Annotated in this window: 14 protein-coding genes and 1 pseudogene; 14 read left to right on the top strand and 1 reads right to left on the bottom strand. The window is 45.5% G+C overall.

The window, feature by feature from the left end:
• Positions 1–1,101: 1,101 nt before the first annotated feature.
• The 9 genes from Y696_RS06175 (at position 1,102) to Y696_RS06130 (ending at position 10,887) form a co-directional block, all read left to right on the top strand.
• Positions 1,102–2,817 (top strand): hypothetical protein, encoded by a 1,716-nt coding sequence (locus tag Y696_RS06175; protein ID WP_121509986.1) that lies wholly within the window; start codon positions 1,102–1,104, stop codon positions 2,815–2,817.
• Positions 2,818–3,685: 868 nt separating this feature from the next.
• Positions 3,686–3,988, top strand: a complete 303-nt coding sequence (locus Y696_RS06165; protein ID WP_121509984.1) for a nucleotidyltransferase family protein — start codon at positions 3,686–3,688, stop codon at positions 3,986–3,988.
• Positions 3,981–4,337: a DUF86 domain-containing protein gene (locus Y696_RS06160; RefSeq protein WP_121509983.1), complete on the top strand. Its 357-nt coding sequence runs from the start codon at positions 3,981–3,983 to the stop codon at positions 4,335–4,337. Before Y696_RS06165 ends, Y696_RS06160 begins: the two co-directional genes overlap by 8 nt.
• A gap of 1,029 nt (positions 4,338–5,366) precedes the next feature.
• Positions 5,367–6,104: a GntR family transcriptional regulator gene (locus Y696_RS06155; RefSeq protein WP_183084189.1), complete on the top strand. Its 738-nt coding sequence runs from the start codon at positions 5,367–5,369 to the stop codon at positions 6,102–6,104.
• A gap of 4 nt (positions 6,105–6,108) precedes the next feature.
• On the top strand, positions 6,109–6,969 hold the full coding sequence (locus tag Y696_RS06150; protein ID WP_121509981.1) for an ROK family protein: 861 nt from the start codon (positions 6,109–6,111) through the stop codon (positions 6,967–6,969).
• Positions 6,970–6,980: 11 nt separating this feature from the next.
• Positions 6,981–7,745, top strand: coding sequence for a sugar isomerase domain-containing protein (locus Y696_RS06145; protein WP_121509980.1), 765 nt, complete (start codon positions 6,981–6,983; stop codon positions 7,743–7,745).
• Positions 7,746–7,800: 55 nt separating this feature from the next.
• Positions 7,801–9,093, top strand: a complete 1,293-nt coding sequence (locus tag Y696_RS06140) for an extracellular solute-binding protein (RefSeq protein WP_183084188.1) — start codon at positions 7,801–7,803, stop codon at positions 9,091–9,093.
• 65 nt (positions 9,094–9,158) lie between these two features.
• A complete protein-coding gene (locus Y696_RS06135) occupies positions 9,159–10,049 on the top strand; it encodes a carbohydrate ABC transporter permease (RefSeq protein WP_121509978.1) in 891 nt (296 codons plus the stop codon).
• On the top strand, positions 10,042–10,887 hold the full coding sequence (locus Y696_RS06130; RefSeq protein WP_121509977.1) for a carbohydrate ABC transporter permease: 846 nt from the start codon (positions 10,042–10,044) through the stop codon (positions 10,885–10,887). The genes Y696_RS06135 and Y696_RS06130 overlap by 8 nt, the downstream gene beginning before the upstream one ends.
• Before the next feature lie 270 nt (positions 10,888–11,157).
• On the opposite strand, the gene Y696_RS06125 is transcribed toward Y696_RS06130, so the two are convergent.
• A complete protein-coding gene (locus tag Y696_RS06125) occupies positions 11,158–11,415 on the bottom strand; it encodes a hypothetical protein (protein WP_121509976.1) in 258 nt (85 codons plus the stop codon).
• A gap of 697 nt (positions 11,416–12,112) precedes the next feature.
• Here Y696_RS06125 and Y696_RS06120 point away from each other — a divergent pair.
• From Y696_RS06120 to Y696_RS14475, 5 genes and pseudogenes are all read left to right on the top strand, one after another.
• Positions 12,113–12,361, top strand: coding sequence for a hypothetical protein (locus Y696_RS06120; RefSeq protein WP_121509975.1), 249 nt, complete (start codon positions 12,113–12,115; stop codon positions 12,359–12,361).
• A 1,217-nt stretch (positions 12,362–13,578) separates the two neighbouring features.
• Entirely contained in the window at positions 13,579–13,746 is a 168-nt protein-coding gene (locus tag Y696_RS14010; RefSeq protein ID WP_183084187.1) for a hypothetical protein, read from the top strand.
• A complete protein-coding gene (locus Y696_RS06105) occupies positions 13,746–14,312 on the top strand; it encodes a GNAT family N-acetyltransferase (RefSeq protein ID WP_121509972.1) in 567 nt (188 codons plus the stop codon). The genes Y696_RS14010 and Y696_RS06105 overlap by 1 nt, the downstream gene beginning before the upstream one ends.
• A 703-nt stretch (positions 14,313–15,015) precedes the next feature.
• On the top strand, positions 15,016–15,225 hold the full coding sequence (locus Y696_RS06095) for a 2-oxoisovalerate dehydrogenase (RefSeq protein WP_121509970.1): 210 nt from the start codon (positions 15,016–15,018) through the stop codon (positions 15,223–15,225).
• Positions 15,222–15,320: pseudogene (locus tag Y696_RS14475) on the top strand (type II toxin-antitoxin system HicA family toxin); the annotation flags it as partial. The gene Y696_RS06095 and the pseudogene Y696_RS14475, both read left to right, overlap by 4 nt.
• Positions 15,321–15,846 lie beyond the last annotated feature (526 nt).

Genomic DNA, 15,846 nt, shown 5'->3' with positions numbered 1-15,846 from the left:
AGCGCCCTCCTAAAAAAGCCAAAGAGCTGATCCGAGATTCAAGCTGGAACAATGGCTAGTTGCCTGTCACCCGTTCTCCGGAAAGAGTTGATGCACGCTTAAAAACGAAGATCCGCTGAACGCTGGGAAGAGCAGTTGTCAGCTCACCGATAAGATCGAGATAAGCCGAAAAGGATCATTTCGAGAGTTCGCTACGCTCATGAGAATACCGAGATTCTGACCAGGAACTTCGTCAGAATGACGAAAAGGAAAAAAGCGTCATCCCGTAATGACCCTATACGGGATCTCGATCTTCATAACCTGCTTGCTAAGAAATTCTGCACGTTGATCGCTGTGAGATGCAGTTGTCCGTTAACCTCTTCGCGGGCGAACAGCCGTTCGCCCCTACAAGAAGAATATGATTCTGAATTGATCACAGATCAAGAAGATCGGCTACGAGCTCTTCTTCTTTTTCTAGCAAAACCCGCTCTTATCAACCCGGTTTTTTTAACCCGTTTTTTGTAACCCGATCTTCCTAACCCGCACTTTGTAACCCGTTCCTACACTCCGCTCTTTCCCCGCGAAGCGGGCACTGCGACCTGGCATGATCTTCGCCAGCCTTGCGTCCCGGCTCGGTCTTTGCCGGCATTGCGACCGCCGATGCTTCTCGGCGCCGTGCCTCTAGTATCTTATGATAGAATTCACTTCAGTCTCTCTCTCTCCTCTTCTCGTGTTTTTAACGAAGAACGAAGAACCTGGACACGAAGTGTCGGAACGAAGAACCCTCTTTCCAAGAACAGTTCCTAACGATCTTGCCAGACGCTAGACCCCACAACCCTAGACCCGGCTCTTACGCCGAAGGCAGCATCACTTCTGCTACTGACCCGGAAGGCAATGGTGTGTGTACTTAACGTTTACTTGTCCGAGTAGATTGTTTGTGATGCTTATGGCTGACGGCAAAGGAAAAGGGGCGCATGCGCTATAATATAGCCATTGAAAAAGCTTTCCATTCATCTAGCTATCCAGAAAGCCGCAGATGGTGTACTAAAATCTAGATAATGAAAGGGGGCATTTTACGATCCTGATAGTCTTTAATAGCTCATTATAAAGGGGAGGTGTATCATGAAAACCAGACTACTGAAATATGTATTTTTTTCTTTCCTTCTTCCGATACTTTTTCTCTCAGCGTGTGTTAAGCCCAATCCTCAAGTGGTGAGGATAGCATTTGAAGAGCTCCAGGAGGGTGCATTCTACAACGGTAGCTTGATGTTTAATCCTTCGGATCCTTCTTATTCACACCTTGATAAGGGAACCTTGATCGCTTTTCAGGATATTACCTACGGTTGGGAAGACAGGGGAGATGACCTTTATATTCCCATAATCGTAAACAAGAAGTTTGGATATTTGTATATCCGCGATGTTAGTCAGGAGCATATTGAATACGAGTATCTTGTTTATGGTGCCGATGGAACAATTATCGAAAGAGAGGATTCAGTCTATTTAAATATGGGGGAAGGCGAAGCCAGTTTTTCAAGCGCTTCCGAAGATTCCGGATTCAGTGGTGTTTCTTATCATACTGGAGTTAACGCCACCCACCCGGTAATAGCGAACTCATGTCTTCTGTCGTTCATTCATGAGGTCCCAGAAGCAGTCTCTGAAGAGGAGACATCATCTAAACAAGAGTTCCGAAGAGTTGTGTTTAGAATTCAGCAACCAGGAATGACGCAAACTTCTCGCTATCCTAAAGGAGTTCTGGCAATAAGCACTTCGAGTCCGAAGTCACATGTGGTTAACTCATCTTTCTATCACAGAATAACAAATGGAGAGACAGATGCGGAAGATGAAATGGTGTTTCTTAAGACAGACAATCTTCCAGAATTCTGGCCAGGAGATTTCGTTCTCGATGGAAAATACGGAGTTGTGAAAATGGTCGAATCTGTTGACGATTCAGATCCCTCTCGAATCGTCTTGAACACAGTAGAGACTGCTCTTGAAGATGCTCTGGGAACAGTCATAATTGAAATTGAAGGAGATCTAGCGGAGATTTTGACGAAGTATTCTGATCCAGCCGATTTAATTGATCCCCAAAGCATTCGTGCTGAGATGCTAAAGAAAGAATGGGATGTTGAAATAGTTGACGATGAAGAAATTTCTGCGAAGATCAAAAATACTTTCAAGCTCTACGTTGACGTATCAATATCGTTTCATGACAGTGTGGACAAATTCAGCTCGTCAGGAAGAATATCGTTCCCCATGAGTCTAGCCTCTCTGCTCAGTATAGACGGAATAGTAGGTTTTGAAAATGATGACTCATACAAGCTCGCGGAACCTTCTATTGAGTTCAGCCTTTCTGGAATCCCTATAAAAGTGAGCGTCCCTCTATATTTCTTCTATGATGTGGCTGCGACTCTTGCTGAGCTCGAGTTTGAATTTGGACCTGAACTGACATTGGAACTTGGTTTTAACTACGATGTTGGGGCAGAAGTTGAATACAAGTACAAAATAATACCAGTGGGAGTTCATAGTTGGGGTAATGCGTCTGGCATATTCAGCCATTCTGAAGGCATCGATCTTGACTATAAATATGACACATCTCCGAATCTGACAAGCGAGGTTGGGTTCAAGGCCTATCCTGGAGTGACAATCGCATGTGTTCTTCGACCAGAGATGGAGATTCCTTTCGCCCTGCGTGGTAGTCTCGAAAACAACATACTTGACCTTGATCTTCTTGTTGAGGGACATATGGAGATGAAGCTGGATGTGAAGTTCTATGATCATACATGGAAGTTTGGCAGAGTCTTTAAACACACAAGGCAGTTATACGAGAAAGAACTGTAACACGATACCGTGGTTGTATGCTGTTCAATCTAGAATAGGCTAAAGAGAAGTCTATAGGAGCAAGCGGTTCATAAGTCATGAGTGCGTTGTCTTGCCGGATCTTCTTTTGAAAGTTGTGTGGGAGTGCGCCCCGGGATTCAAGTTTAGAGGTGTTGGACCGGTTACTGACTTTTTTGTTCACAATGCTATCAAGACGCGCTACAAGAGGATAAGGCAGGCATGCCACACGCTTAAACGGCCTTTATCGAATTCTGTTGCTATGAGAATTGTTTCGGAAAATAACGTCATGGCAACAGACAATCTTGCCAGGAAGTTTCTTTAGAGAACTACTCTTGGAGGAAGCGTCTACAACTCTCTTCAAGGTTCTCCACATAGAAGGCACGCCATCTCAACGTATACAGTTTGACTTAGCCTGAATGAAATACAGCAGAGTAATCGAACTCTTCGGGCGAACAGCCGTTCGCCCCTACAAAAGAATTCCAGAATCGTGTGACTGAGTCAGCCCAGCGCGGCAGAGCTCTTCGCTTTGTTCCTGGCGCGAAAGCACCAGCATCACTTCCTGAGATACCCCTTCTTCTAGCAAAACCCGCTCTTATCAACCCGGTTTTCTTAACCCGTTCTTTGTAACCCGATCTTCCTAACCCGCTCTTTTACCCCGATCCTTTGTTTCCCCGCGGAGCGGGCATTGCGTCCTGGCATGATCTTCGCCAGCCTTGCGTCCCGGCACGATCTTTGCCGGCATTGCGACCTGGGCCGTTCTTGCCCAGCCTTGCGTCTAGTGTTTTATGGCATCACTTCTTGAAAGTTCCTTCGCTAGCCTTGCTCAACCGTTCCGGCAGCTGTGATAGAATCTCATTGAGGTGATACTATGCAAGATCTAGAAAACGTTATACAATCATTGCGTGAAGACCTTCCCGAACTAAAAGAGCGTTTTTCTGTTTCAAAGATAGGGGTTTTTGGTTCGTATGTGAAAGGAAATCAGCGCGATGACAGCGACATAGATATCTACATAGAGTTTGACAGGGTACCTGGTTTAGAATTCATGGACCTCACAGAGCAGCTTGAACGCATCGTACGAAAGAAGGTTGATTTACTAACTCCTTCCGGGTTAAAAAGCATACGAAACGCTCGAATTAGGCACGATATCGAGCAGTCAATTAGATATGTCTAAAAGAGAAATCCGTGAGATCCTTGAAGATATTATCGATAGCATAGAACGAATCAAAGCCTATGTAGAGAATATGTCATATGATGAATTCATGACTGATTTGAAGACACAGGATGCAGTTATCAGAAACATTGAGCTAATAGGAGAAGCTGCAAAACAACTCCCAAATAACTTCACAATAGCACACAGCGACATTCCTTGGAGGGCAATAGCTGGTACAAGAGACCGACTGATTCATCACTACTCAGGTGTCAACTTTGACATAGTGTGGGCCGTCATTGTTAATGACTTACCTTCTCTTAGAGCGACGTTGGGTGAAATACTTCAAAGTGAGAAGAATTCAAACAAATAGCAATCTTGATATTCTCCTTTCCAGAGTCAATGCGATAGCCGACCAAATGGCCAAAAATGGTCTAAACCAAAAGAGCCAGCCTTCGAAAGGGCAGCTGCACATTGCAGTGACCCACTTTTCGCTGGATGCCGAAAGAACCGCTGTACGCTGGGAAGGACAGTTCCAAGTGCCATGTTGCAAGTTGCAAGTCCACAAATGAAATTTGGGGCTGACCGGCTGCTAAGGTCTGTCCATTTTTCGCTACATAAATGACAGTCATCCCGATGTGAAACTGATCGGGATCTAGCTTTTAAATACCGCCGAACGCTTAGGAGACACTCTGTGCGGTGATAAAAACCACGTTGACCGTCAACGGTCCTCCGTCCTCCTAGAAGAACATCGTTTGCACGTTACAAGCCGCATGACCCAAAGAGAGTTGCGCAGTTTCTTTTTTCGAAATGTCCTGCCTTCCATATTATGAAGGCGTCCTTTGAAAAGTTCTTTTCTATCTGAATGAGAGTTTTAATCCTCCCTTTAAGGAGGATGGGCCGCGAAGTGGCAGAGGGAGTGAGTCTCGGAAGACTAGAACTCGTTCGCACAATCGTATATTAGATAAGGCAAATTCACTGAATAAACTACCATCGTCTTATCAGAAAGGAACGCTTGTTCAATTCTTGGCAAGCCATACAATTGTAATGCCCTTCAGAACAGGTAAGAGATGGCGCGATGTGAGTGCAGAATGGCCTTTGAAGATTTGATTGGTTTTTGTTAGACTAATAGTGATTCTTGTTCGTTCTTTGACTTGCAAAAACCATCTACAAGCCATCATTTGTGTCTTCAATTCAAGTGCAACGCTTCAAAAGTCTTTGATGGATAAATAATTCGTAAGCATAATCTATCATTGTCGAGCTTTCTGTAGAAACAATCAGTTAATCCTTTCAGTCTTCGTCTCTTTGGACATCAAGTGAGTTAATCCACATTTTTCATGCATAGATTTAGGAATTACATGCGTTATAATCATTATAATGATTATATTGACTGGTGATGAATTTGAAGGAAAGCGACAGGATTGATTTCTTCCTTGACGAACCATTGCATTCGCAGCTGACCACGATAATCAAGAATGATATTCTTACTGATAGATGGCAGCCCGGCGAAAAGATACCGAATCAACAGGAGCTTTGCAAGATGTTCGATGTCAGTCTCGCTGTAGTCCGGCAGGCAGTTGAGAAACTGGTGTCTGAAGGCTTTCTTCGTAAGAGACAGGGCAAGGGGACTTTTGTTGTGGATCCAAGGATAAGGCAGGGTCCCAGAAAACTGACCAGCCTGTCGCAAGAGCTGAGCGCACGTGGTTCAAAAGTGGGAGCTGAAGTCCTTACTACAACGATCGAAACTCCGGGGGCAAGATTGGCAAGAATCTTCGGTCTGTCTGAAAAGGACAGGATTATGAGAATCAAGAGACTGAGGCTTATGGACAATAGTCCACTCGGCATTCAGACCTTTTTCTGCCCAGAGAGAATCTTTCCGGAAATGTTATCGCATGACTTGACTCAATCATTATACGACCTTATGGAACACGTCTACGGAATCAAGATAGTTGCTGCGGACGAGACGTATACTTCGATAATATTGGGAGAGTCCGAGTGCAAGTTTCTCAAAGTCGATTTTCCGCATGCCGGGTTCTACGTCGAACGTGTGTCAAGAGGCGTCGATGGAAACGCGGTTGAATATACTGAATCCTTTATACGAGGAGACAGATACTCGGTGCAGATTCATCTGAGGAGATGATTATTTGAAGCGACTTGTGCTGGACATCGGAGGAACAAACACAAGGATCTGTCTCGTCGACGAAACCCAATCAATAATACTCAAGGATCGTGTGACCTTTACAGGAGATGCTGAAGCGTTTTCGAAGTGTCTCAAGGAGAACTGCATTCGAATCTTACGCTCTGAGGATACAGATGATTTCGTTGGGCTTTCGGTTGCGGGAGCGTACCTGAATCGAGAAAGAAGACTCTGGATTCCCAACCTTTTCGGCAGCACTCTTGTTAGTCCATTCGATTTGCTCGCGATAGACAACGATTCCCTTTTTGTTACCAATGATAGGATCTCGGGATCGATTGGCGAAATGTTCGTAGGAGCGGCAAAGGGATGTAGAGATTTTCTCTACATCTCCATCGGTACAGGAGTAGGAATAGGAATAGTCTCTGACGGTCGTGTGGTCAGTGGTAGTAACGGCTTCGCCGGCTCGGTGGGATGGCTCAGATTCAACGAAGAGAGGATCGAAGATCTTGTAGGAGGTATCGGAGTGTCTTCCAGTTACGAGAAACTCACTGGAATGAGACTTTCTGCAGCAGAGATATTTGATTTGGCTGAATCCGGGTCTTCTGAAGCTGCCGAAGTAGTTGCTGTTACAGCTTATTATCTTGGTAAGCTTATAGCTTGTTTCACAAATAGTACAAATCCCGAACTGATTGTCCTTTCCGGCAGCGTCGGGAGTCGATGGAAGCTTCTCAAAGACCGTGCGATGGAAGTAATCTACAAGGAGACAAGCCCGATGATTACCATCCCGGAGGTGCGCCTCAGTTCGCTGGGAGAAGACGCTCAGATTCTTGGAACAAGTATTCTAATGCAGCACAAAATATCTATTTAGGAGGTATGTCGATGGCGATTTCTGCTTATCTATCCGAGGTAAGAAAGCTGGTTGACAGAATCGAAACAGAGCAGGTGAAGGAAATCAGAAATACTGCCGAGATAATGGCTAATTCAATCTTGAAAGGAGGGTTCGTTCATTTCTTTGGTAGCGGTCATTCAGTCATTCCTGTTATGGATGCCTTTCCAAGGTACGGCAGTTTTCTTGGGCTCAATGCCTTGATGGAGCCAAGACTAATGTGGGGGAGTATTACCGGCCCTTCCAGCGCCCCCGGATTGTTGTTGATAGAACGTAAAGAGGATTTTGTGGTTGATGGCTTCTTGCGTTATCAGCCGCTGAAGAAAGAGGATGTGCTTGTTGTTTACTCACATGGAGGAGTAAACGCGGCTCCAGTCGAAGCCGCACTATACGGAAAGCAAAAGGGAGCAAGGGTCATTGCAGTGACTTCTAGGTCAAATCAACAGGTTGCTAAGGCCACACATTCCTCTGGAAAGAAGCTGATAGACATTGCGGATATTCTTATTGATAATTGTGTACCTCCGGAAGATGCTGTTGTCGAGCTTAAGGGTGTCAGAGCGAAAGTAGGTGCGATCTCGACAGTCGCTACAGTAGTGATCACTATGTGTATGATCTCTGAGACTGCGGAGATACTAAACGAGAAAGGCTTTGATCTCAAGATTTTTGTGTCTCCTAATGTCGAAGGCTACGGAGTCAGTCACAATCTTGAGATTTTCGATGAACATAACAAAAGGATTTCTGCTCATTCACTGAAATAGCGTCAGGTTAATGACTTGCTTTGCAGCAAGTATACCTGCAAAAGGAGGAGAGAGTATGAAAGAGAAAGCGATTCTAATTTTGCTCGTTCTGTTCGCTTCTGCGTTTCTGTTCTCGCAAACTACGCTTGTGTTTCAGACTCACTGGTCAGATTTTCGAGTAAACGGGATATACGATCGAGATGGAAATCTTCTTTATCCCGGTCTTAAGCATTATCTAGAGGAGTATGAAGCGGCAAATCCAGGGGTGAAGATCGAGATTAGAGAGGTTCCGTTTGGAAACTACCTTCAGCAGATTCTTGTGGGGCATATGGCAGGTAGAGGAGCCGACATCTACAACCTTTACTCACTCTGGGGGGTACAGTTGGTAGAGTCGGATGTTCTCGCCCGGCCACCAGAACAAATTATCTCGAAGGTTAAATCTGACTTCTCATCGACTTCTGTTCAGGGAGCCACAATCAACGATGTAGTTATGGGAATTCCAGCAGAGGTTAACACCTACGCTCTCATCTATAACAAGAAGTTATTCGAAGAAGCTGGGATTGAAAGAGCTCCTGTAACTTGGGATGAGCTGGTCGAGTTTGGAAAGCTACTGACCAAGAAGGATTCGAGAGGGATAATAACTCAATATGGGTTCGCCTTTCCTATGTTAGAGGAAAGCTCAGTCAGCGACATTGTGCATCCCTATTTCGCTCTCTTATATAGCGCGGGAGGAAAACCCTTCAACAGCGACTTAACCAAATCACTTCTGGATAGCCCAGAGGCAATTCGCGCAATGGAAGCCATTGTAGAGCTATTTGAAGAGGGAGTTACGGACACTGCTGGAGGTCTTTTCGACTTCACTCAGAAAAATGTAGCAATGGTCATTAAGGCCCCGTGGTACGTTTCTTATTTGAAGGAAGCCTTTGGCGACGAATACGAAGATATTGTGGGGATCGCGCCAATTCCATATATTGACACTCCCGCAACTTCTGCCTATACGTTCTTCTACTCAGTACACAGCGGATCCGGGAATCAGGAAGAGGCGTGGAAATTCCTCGAATGGTTTGCGCTCCAGTACAAAGAAGCCCCGGAAATAACGCGGGCCGGTGAGCTGGGAGCTCAGGTGATAGGCGTAATACCACCAAACAAAAAGGATCTAGAATACTTCAAGGCAGAGCTTGTAGATCTTCAGGAATACGTGTCTCTACTGGACTTTGCCACTTCGGAGCCCAATATCTCTCAAGGCGACCAGATAAAGAAGACGATAATGGATGAGATCGTTGCGGCCATGAATTACATGAAGAGCCCAGAACAGGCAATGAAGGATGCTGCTTCAAAGATAAACTCCATTCTACAGTCTGTCAACTGACCACAATCCAGAGGCGGGCAACATGCCTGCCTCTGTTTCTTAATGACTTATAGGGAGGTGCGCTAGTGACACGAAAGGGTAAGGAAAATCTAACAGCCTATCTCTTTCTGAGTCCGATTCTTCTTTTCTTCGCTGTATTCTTCTGTTTTGCTGTTGGGTTCTCGGTACTTATCTCCTTCAAGAACTGGAACATGCTTGACTCGCCAATTAGTGCACCTTTTGTTGGTCTTGGCAACTACGTGAGCCTGTTCACAGATCCGCTGTTCAGAGCAGGGCTCTTGAATACGATTGTCTTTGCACTTGTGGTTACATTTGCAAGTATCACACTAGCTCTTCTTGTAGCATTGGCCCTTTATAAGCTAAAAGGATCGGCAGTGTGGAGGTTCATCTTCTTTGCTCCGATGATAACTCCAGCAGTCGCCGTGGGTAAGATCTGGTCCTACTTATACAATCCAAGCTATGGAGTCGTTAATCATGTGCTTGGGTGGTTCAATATACCGGCTAGAGCCTGGCTTTCAGATCCGAATCTAGCGCTTTTCTCAATCATGATAGTGGCAATTTGGAGCGGGCTGGGAGTACCGATGCTAATCTTCACTGCCGGTCTTGATTCGATTCCGACTTCATATTACGATGCAGCCAGAATCGACGGCTCCTCGAAGATTCGAACGTTCTTTTCTATAACTCTTCCGCTACTTAAGCCGACCACGTTGTTTCTTCTTGTTACTGGGATGATTAACGCATGGCAGACATTCGATCTGATATACATTATGGGCGGTGCAGCACCCGCAAGCAGTACACAGCTAGTATCGACCTTCATGTACAACACTGCATTCTCATATATGCAAATGGGGAAAGCACTTGCCGCTTCAGTGATTCTGTTTGTTATTTCCCTCATTACGACGTTGTTAGCACTTAGATCGTTCAGGACGGGTGGAATGGAGAGTTACTATGCGTAAACGAACTACAAAGCGAATTAGATCGATAATCAAATACGTCATAATATCATTGATCGGGTTTATTATGGTTTACCCGTTTATCTGGCTCTTGTCTTCGTCACTCATGACCGTTCGGGAGTTTGTGTCAGTTCCGCCGAAATTGGTTCCCGAGGCTCCACAGTGGGGAAATTACTCCGCCGTTCTTCAGAGAGTACCTTTCCTCAAGTACTTACTAAACAGTTTGATAGTGGCAACCAGCATCTCTATTCTAGTCGCTTTTACAAGCGCGCTGGGCGGATATGCCTTTGCAAAAATGGATTTCACGGGAAAGAAACCACTCTTTCGGTTCATCCTAGCCACTATGATGTTTCCGAATTTCCTCTTTCTTATTCCCAACTTCTTCCTGTTGACGAAGATTGGTTGGGTTGATACTTATCTGGCTTTAATAATGCCCTTTGCTGTCAGTGGATATGGGATATTCCTTCTTAGGCAGTTTATCATCAACATACCGTCGGAGCTTATTGAGAGCGCTAGAATTGATGGAGCATCACAGCTAAGGATATTTATGCAGATAATCGTACCACTTTCGTTACCGGCAATGGCAACGCTAGTGCTTCTTACATTTGTCGCTCAGTGGAACAATTTCCTCTGGCCAATGATCATTACCTCGTTCACCCCGTCGCTAACAACAATACCGGTTGGAATTGCCAAGCTGAATCTTTCATTCGGAAGTTTGGCAAACCAGCACCTCGTGCTTGCCGGAATGGTGATTCAGATACTGCCCGTCATTCTCCTCTTCGTTTTCCTGCAAAGATATTACGTCAAGGGTATTGTAATGACTGGTTTTGGAGGCATCTAGAAAAACCGCCTAACATTACCAGTAGCAACAAGTTTCAGCACCGACCGGAAGTAGTTGACGATTGGCTATCGTTTTTTATGTAGCTCGGCAAAATACAGGCATGTACTTCTCGAAGTCAGTATTCTCAAGCTGTTTTGTGCTCGGCCCTCACATTCCTTGTTCACGCTCTTCAAAAAGAGTACTTGATAGTCCTTCTTTTAAACAAGGGCCCTTTCGGGCCCTTGCCTCTATAATGGGTTGGGGTTTTATTTCTTGCAGCTGTGCTGCTTTTTAGAATCCTCTGCCGAGTCCCGGTCCCTTTTCGCCAGAGGCGCCGTGCCTGTAGCCCGTTCCGTCCTGGGCATTCTTTAGTTCTCTTACACCGTCATTCGGGCAGTTGTCATTTATTCCGTCGCCGTCTGCATCTACGAAGTTCTCACAGGTTGTAGGATCCTGAACTCTCTGCATCGCCTTCGTTCCGTAGCCTACTGCCAATGTCATTCCACCGATTAGAAGAACGGTTATTGCAATTAGTACTATCTTTTTCATCTCTTACACCTCCATATGATTTTTGGTACATTCTCAGTCTACGGCCCATTTCTTAGAGCCCGCTTAGCATCCGCTTAGAGATTGCTTAGAAAACGGAACAGTGTTACGGGTAGCAGATTTGCTGTTGGAAGCGCGAGCTGTTGCAAGCTGAAGGACCAAAAGAGAGTTGGCAGCTCTCTTGATAACCCAGCTGCGATAGCCCGCTCCTGGAAACCGAATTTCGCAACCCGTTCCTACACGCGGCTCTTCCCAGCGAAGCAGAAACAGCCTCACAGGAAATGTGACTTACATCAAAAAGTGGTGCTGGTGAAGGCAAAGCCTTCCCTGCCGGGGGGCAGTCTTCGGTTGACATTCTTACGCTAACCAAACAATTCTCTTAAACAATTGAAGCCTTCTAAATATAAGGAACAACTTGATTTAGTTCTAGAAGGTAAGTCCAGTCGACGGATCACGCGCAAGCATGTTATGTATCTATTTACTGAATTGGAAATCCGAACGACAGTTCGCACAGTAAGAACATTGAAGGAGTTTCTTTCTGGGACCAAACATGATAAGCACGGTTGAGATGAAGTTACATTCTTTTGTTACAAATTCAGAAGAGGTTTGCCAGACGTATTAGAACTGATATAATGGGTAACGGTAAACATCGGGCGTTTGATGATAGTTTTTTGGTCGAATTCTATGGGGGTAAAAGGGTATGAGATTAATGCCAAGCCGAAACTGGCAGCTTAAAAACCTGAAGCTTTCTTTGCTTGTCTTAGCAATTGGTATGGTGATTGCAAGCGTCTATACCAGTTACTGTGTGTTAACAAAAGGCGTAATACTTCTAGCAAATCCCAGATTGTGGGTAGTCGTGATTGAAGTATATGCCTTCACTGCTCTTAGCGCGATCTACTACGCAATACTTTGCAAAGCCTACAGAAAACGCAAAAGAACCGATTGGTAGCAAACAGCCGTTGTTGGTCCTTCGTTGTTAGTTGTTCGCAAGAACATTTACATCACAGAATACATACTCCTTGAAGGGGCTGTCATCTCATGGGGACAGCGCTGAAAAGCCTGCCTGAAGTGCTTCTGTTCAGGGCCTTCGCACGGGATCTCGCAAACAAGATCCGCTGCATGCTTAAGAGCATGAACCCGCTGATCGCTGGGAAGAACAGTTCCAAGTGCCGTGTTGCAAGTTGCAAGTCCACAAATGAAATTGGGGGCTGACCGGCTCCTTAAGAACCGATGTACGCTTAAGAGCATCAACCCGCCGAACGCTGCTAAACAGAGACACCATTTCAACTCTCCTTCTGTCATCCCGATGTGAAACTGATCGGGATCTAGCATCAAGGAACCGCTGTACGCTTAAGAAACAGGACCCGCTTTTCGCTGCACGTTGATCGCTGTGAGATGCAGTTCTCTGTTAACCTCTTCGGGCGAACAGCCGTTCGCCCCTACAAGAATTCCATGATTCTGAATCGGATCACAGATGAAGAAGATCGGTAAGCGGCTCTTCGCTTTGTTCCTGGCGCGAAAGCGCCAGCATCGCTTCCTGCCTGAGTTGGTCTCGCCTCCTGCCAAAGGCAGCATTGCGTCTTGTATCTTATAATAGAATTCTCTTCAGTCTCGCCCTCTCTCCTCTTCTCGTGTTTTTAACGAAGAACGAAGAACCTGGAGACGAAGTGTCGGAACGAAAATTCGCCATTTGCCAGTCGCTGATCGCTGTGAGATGCAGTTTCTCCGTTAACCTCTTCGGGCGAACAGCCGTTCGCCCCTACAAAAGAATTCCAGAATCGTGTGACTGAGTCAGCCCAGCGCGGCAGAGCTCTTCGCTTTGTTCCTGGCGCGAAAGCGCCAGCATCACTTCCCGACGAAGTCGGCCTCACTTCCCCGGATGTTCCTCCGGGCATCACTTCCTGGGATGTTCTTCCCAGCATCACTTCTTCAAAGGTTCTTAGGTGCCTTGCGTCCTGGCATGATCTTCGCCAGCCTTGCGTCCACTGATGCTCTTCAGTGCCTTGCGTCCCGGCACGATCTTTGCCGGCATTGCGACCTGGGCCGTTCTTGCCCAGGATTGCGTCTTGTGTTTTATAGCATCACTTCTGCAAAGGTTTATCGCTCCATCCCACCTATCAGTCACTGATTTCGTGATAGAATAACCGATGAAAGGAGCGATCTGTTGTGAAAAAGACTTTGACAGGTGAAGAAGTAAGGAGTTTGTCGTGTAACGTAAGAGTGAGTGGAATTTATGCAAAGCGAGTAGTTGAGGCACTTAAGAAGCCTGCTTCTTCCGATTCATTAGAGAAGAACAGAGCCGCCTCGGATCTTGTAAGAAAACTGCGAAAATAATGGGCTCCGGAAAGCTTCATATAAATGATTTTCAAGAAAACCTTCAACTTGTAAGGTTCTCCACTGCATATAGGATTGACTCGTTTTCATGTGGGATCGAAGAGTACAATACTTTTCTTACTGAGTTTGCGCAAGACTATGAAAGCAGAATGATTTGTGCGACTCACTTACTCGTGAACAGAAGTAATGCTGACATAGTTGCCTACATGACATTATTGATGGCTTCCATAACCATATCTGAAGATGAAAAAGAGGATGCTGAGATTGGAGATATCTTGTTCAACTCAATACCATCGATGAAAATAGGCAAGCTTGCTGTCTCGCTTGATTACAGGAAAAAATATTCGGGAATAGGTTCCTTGATGATTCAGATTGCAAGAGGCATAGCAAATGATGCTTTCAGTGGCGGAGTTGCCACACGTTTCATTATAATTGACGCCGACATTGGAAACGACCCTGAACTGGTAACTTTCTACTCCAAAAATGGGTTCAAGAGAAATGAAAGATACTCAGGTAAGAAAAACAAGCGAACACTGAGTATGCGGCTTGATATTCTTCTAGATTAGTAAGACCATCAGAGTTTTGATTAGGACTCCTTTCATCTTGTTGCAGAAAACACAATGCCTTTTCTACTACTACTTCACTCGATCTTCTTAACCTGGTTCTTATAACCTGCTCTCTGTGTTTCTTTCAGAGGATAGCGAACCAAATACGACCAACGACTACAGTTAGTCCTTTCTGGGAGATTCGCTCTAGACAGCTTTTCCGATGAACGTCTTATATCCGCAATTTATAGCTGTCGGAGCTGTCCGGAATGTGACGGTCTTGTCTGCCAGGTCGGAGCACTGAAGAACGTACGAGGAACGAGTAAAAAAGTCTTGCACTACAGCATGGAACTTTCAACGATGTTCTTTTCGAAGGACGTCAGACCGTCCAGCTCGGAGGACAGAGAACCATTGACGGTCAACTTTGCTTTTCAGCATTCAGCGACCAGCGGATCTCAATACGGTCTTTCTCGAAGAGAAGCTTCGTCTCAAACTCAAGACCTCTTTCGCTCTCTCAGACGGCCTCTCTTTTCTTGCAGGACGCGGACTCGCGATAGCCAACGTGGTGGTTTTTCAGTCCACGCTTTCCGATCCTATAATTCTTTTGATTAGTTACTTACGACGGGAATCACACTGATACGACAGAGTTATGAAATACCGATCATGTCCATTACGATCGGCCGAAAAAACGAGGGATACACTGGAGAAAGAACGGAAGTGGAACGTGAATACCGAGATAATCTTTCTCGTCGAAGAAGATTCTGTTTCTGGATACTTTGCACGCGCTTTGGGTCACCCCATATTTACTGAAGCAGAGACTCTGGAGGAGCTAAAGAATAACATTAGAGACGCAGTTAGATGCCATTTTGATGAAAGCGAGCTACCGAGAATAATCAGGCTTCATTTCGTCAAGGAAGAGGTAATTGCTCTTTGAAACTCCCTCGAGATATAAGCTGTGAAGAACTTATGAAAGCTCTTACTAAGCTTGGTTACGAGGTCTCACGTCAAACCGGCAGCCACGTGAGGCTCCAATTCTTCTAGCTCAGCAAGAATCTTCTTGTATTCAGGAATACTAAGTATAACGCTAATTGGGTTACCATCCTCATTAACAATCATCTGCGGTTCCTTCACAGAATCACCTGAGCTGGAATTATAGCATCTCACTGTACACTGAAAGAACCGCTGAACGCTGGGAAGAACAGTTGTCAGTTCACCGATAAGATCAAGGAATAAGAGACTGATCATTTCGACGGGTTAGCTGCACTCACGATAAGCCCGAGATTCTGACCAGGAACTTCGTCAGAATGACGGGAAGGAAGAAAAGACTGTCATCCCGTGATGCAACTGCACGGGATCTCGCACTCAAGATCCGCTGAACGCTTAAGAGCATGAACCCGCTGTGCGCTGTTGAACAGAGACATTATTCGACTCTCCTTCTGTCATCCCGATGTGAACCTGATCGGGATCTCGACCATCAAAACCTACTTGCTAGGAAATCCTCTTCGCGGGCGAACAGCCGTTCGCCCCTACAAGAATTCCAGGATCGTCTGACATA

This window comes from Mesotoga sp. H07pep.5.4, from assembly GCF_003664935.1.
Taxonomy (GTDB): Bacteria; Thermotogota; Thermotogae; order Petrotogales; family Kosmotogaceae; genus Mesotoga; species Mesotoga prima.
This window is presented reverse-complemented; position numbering and strand designations above follow the sequence as displayed.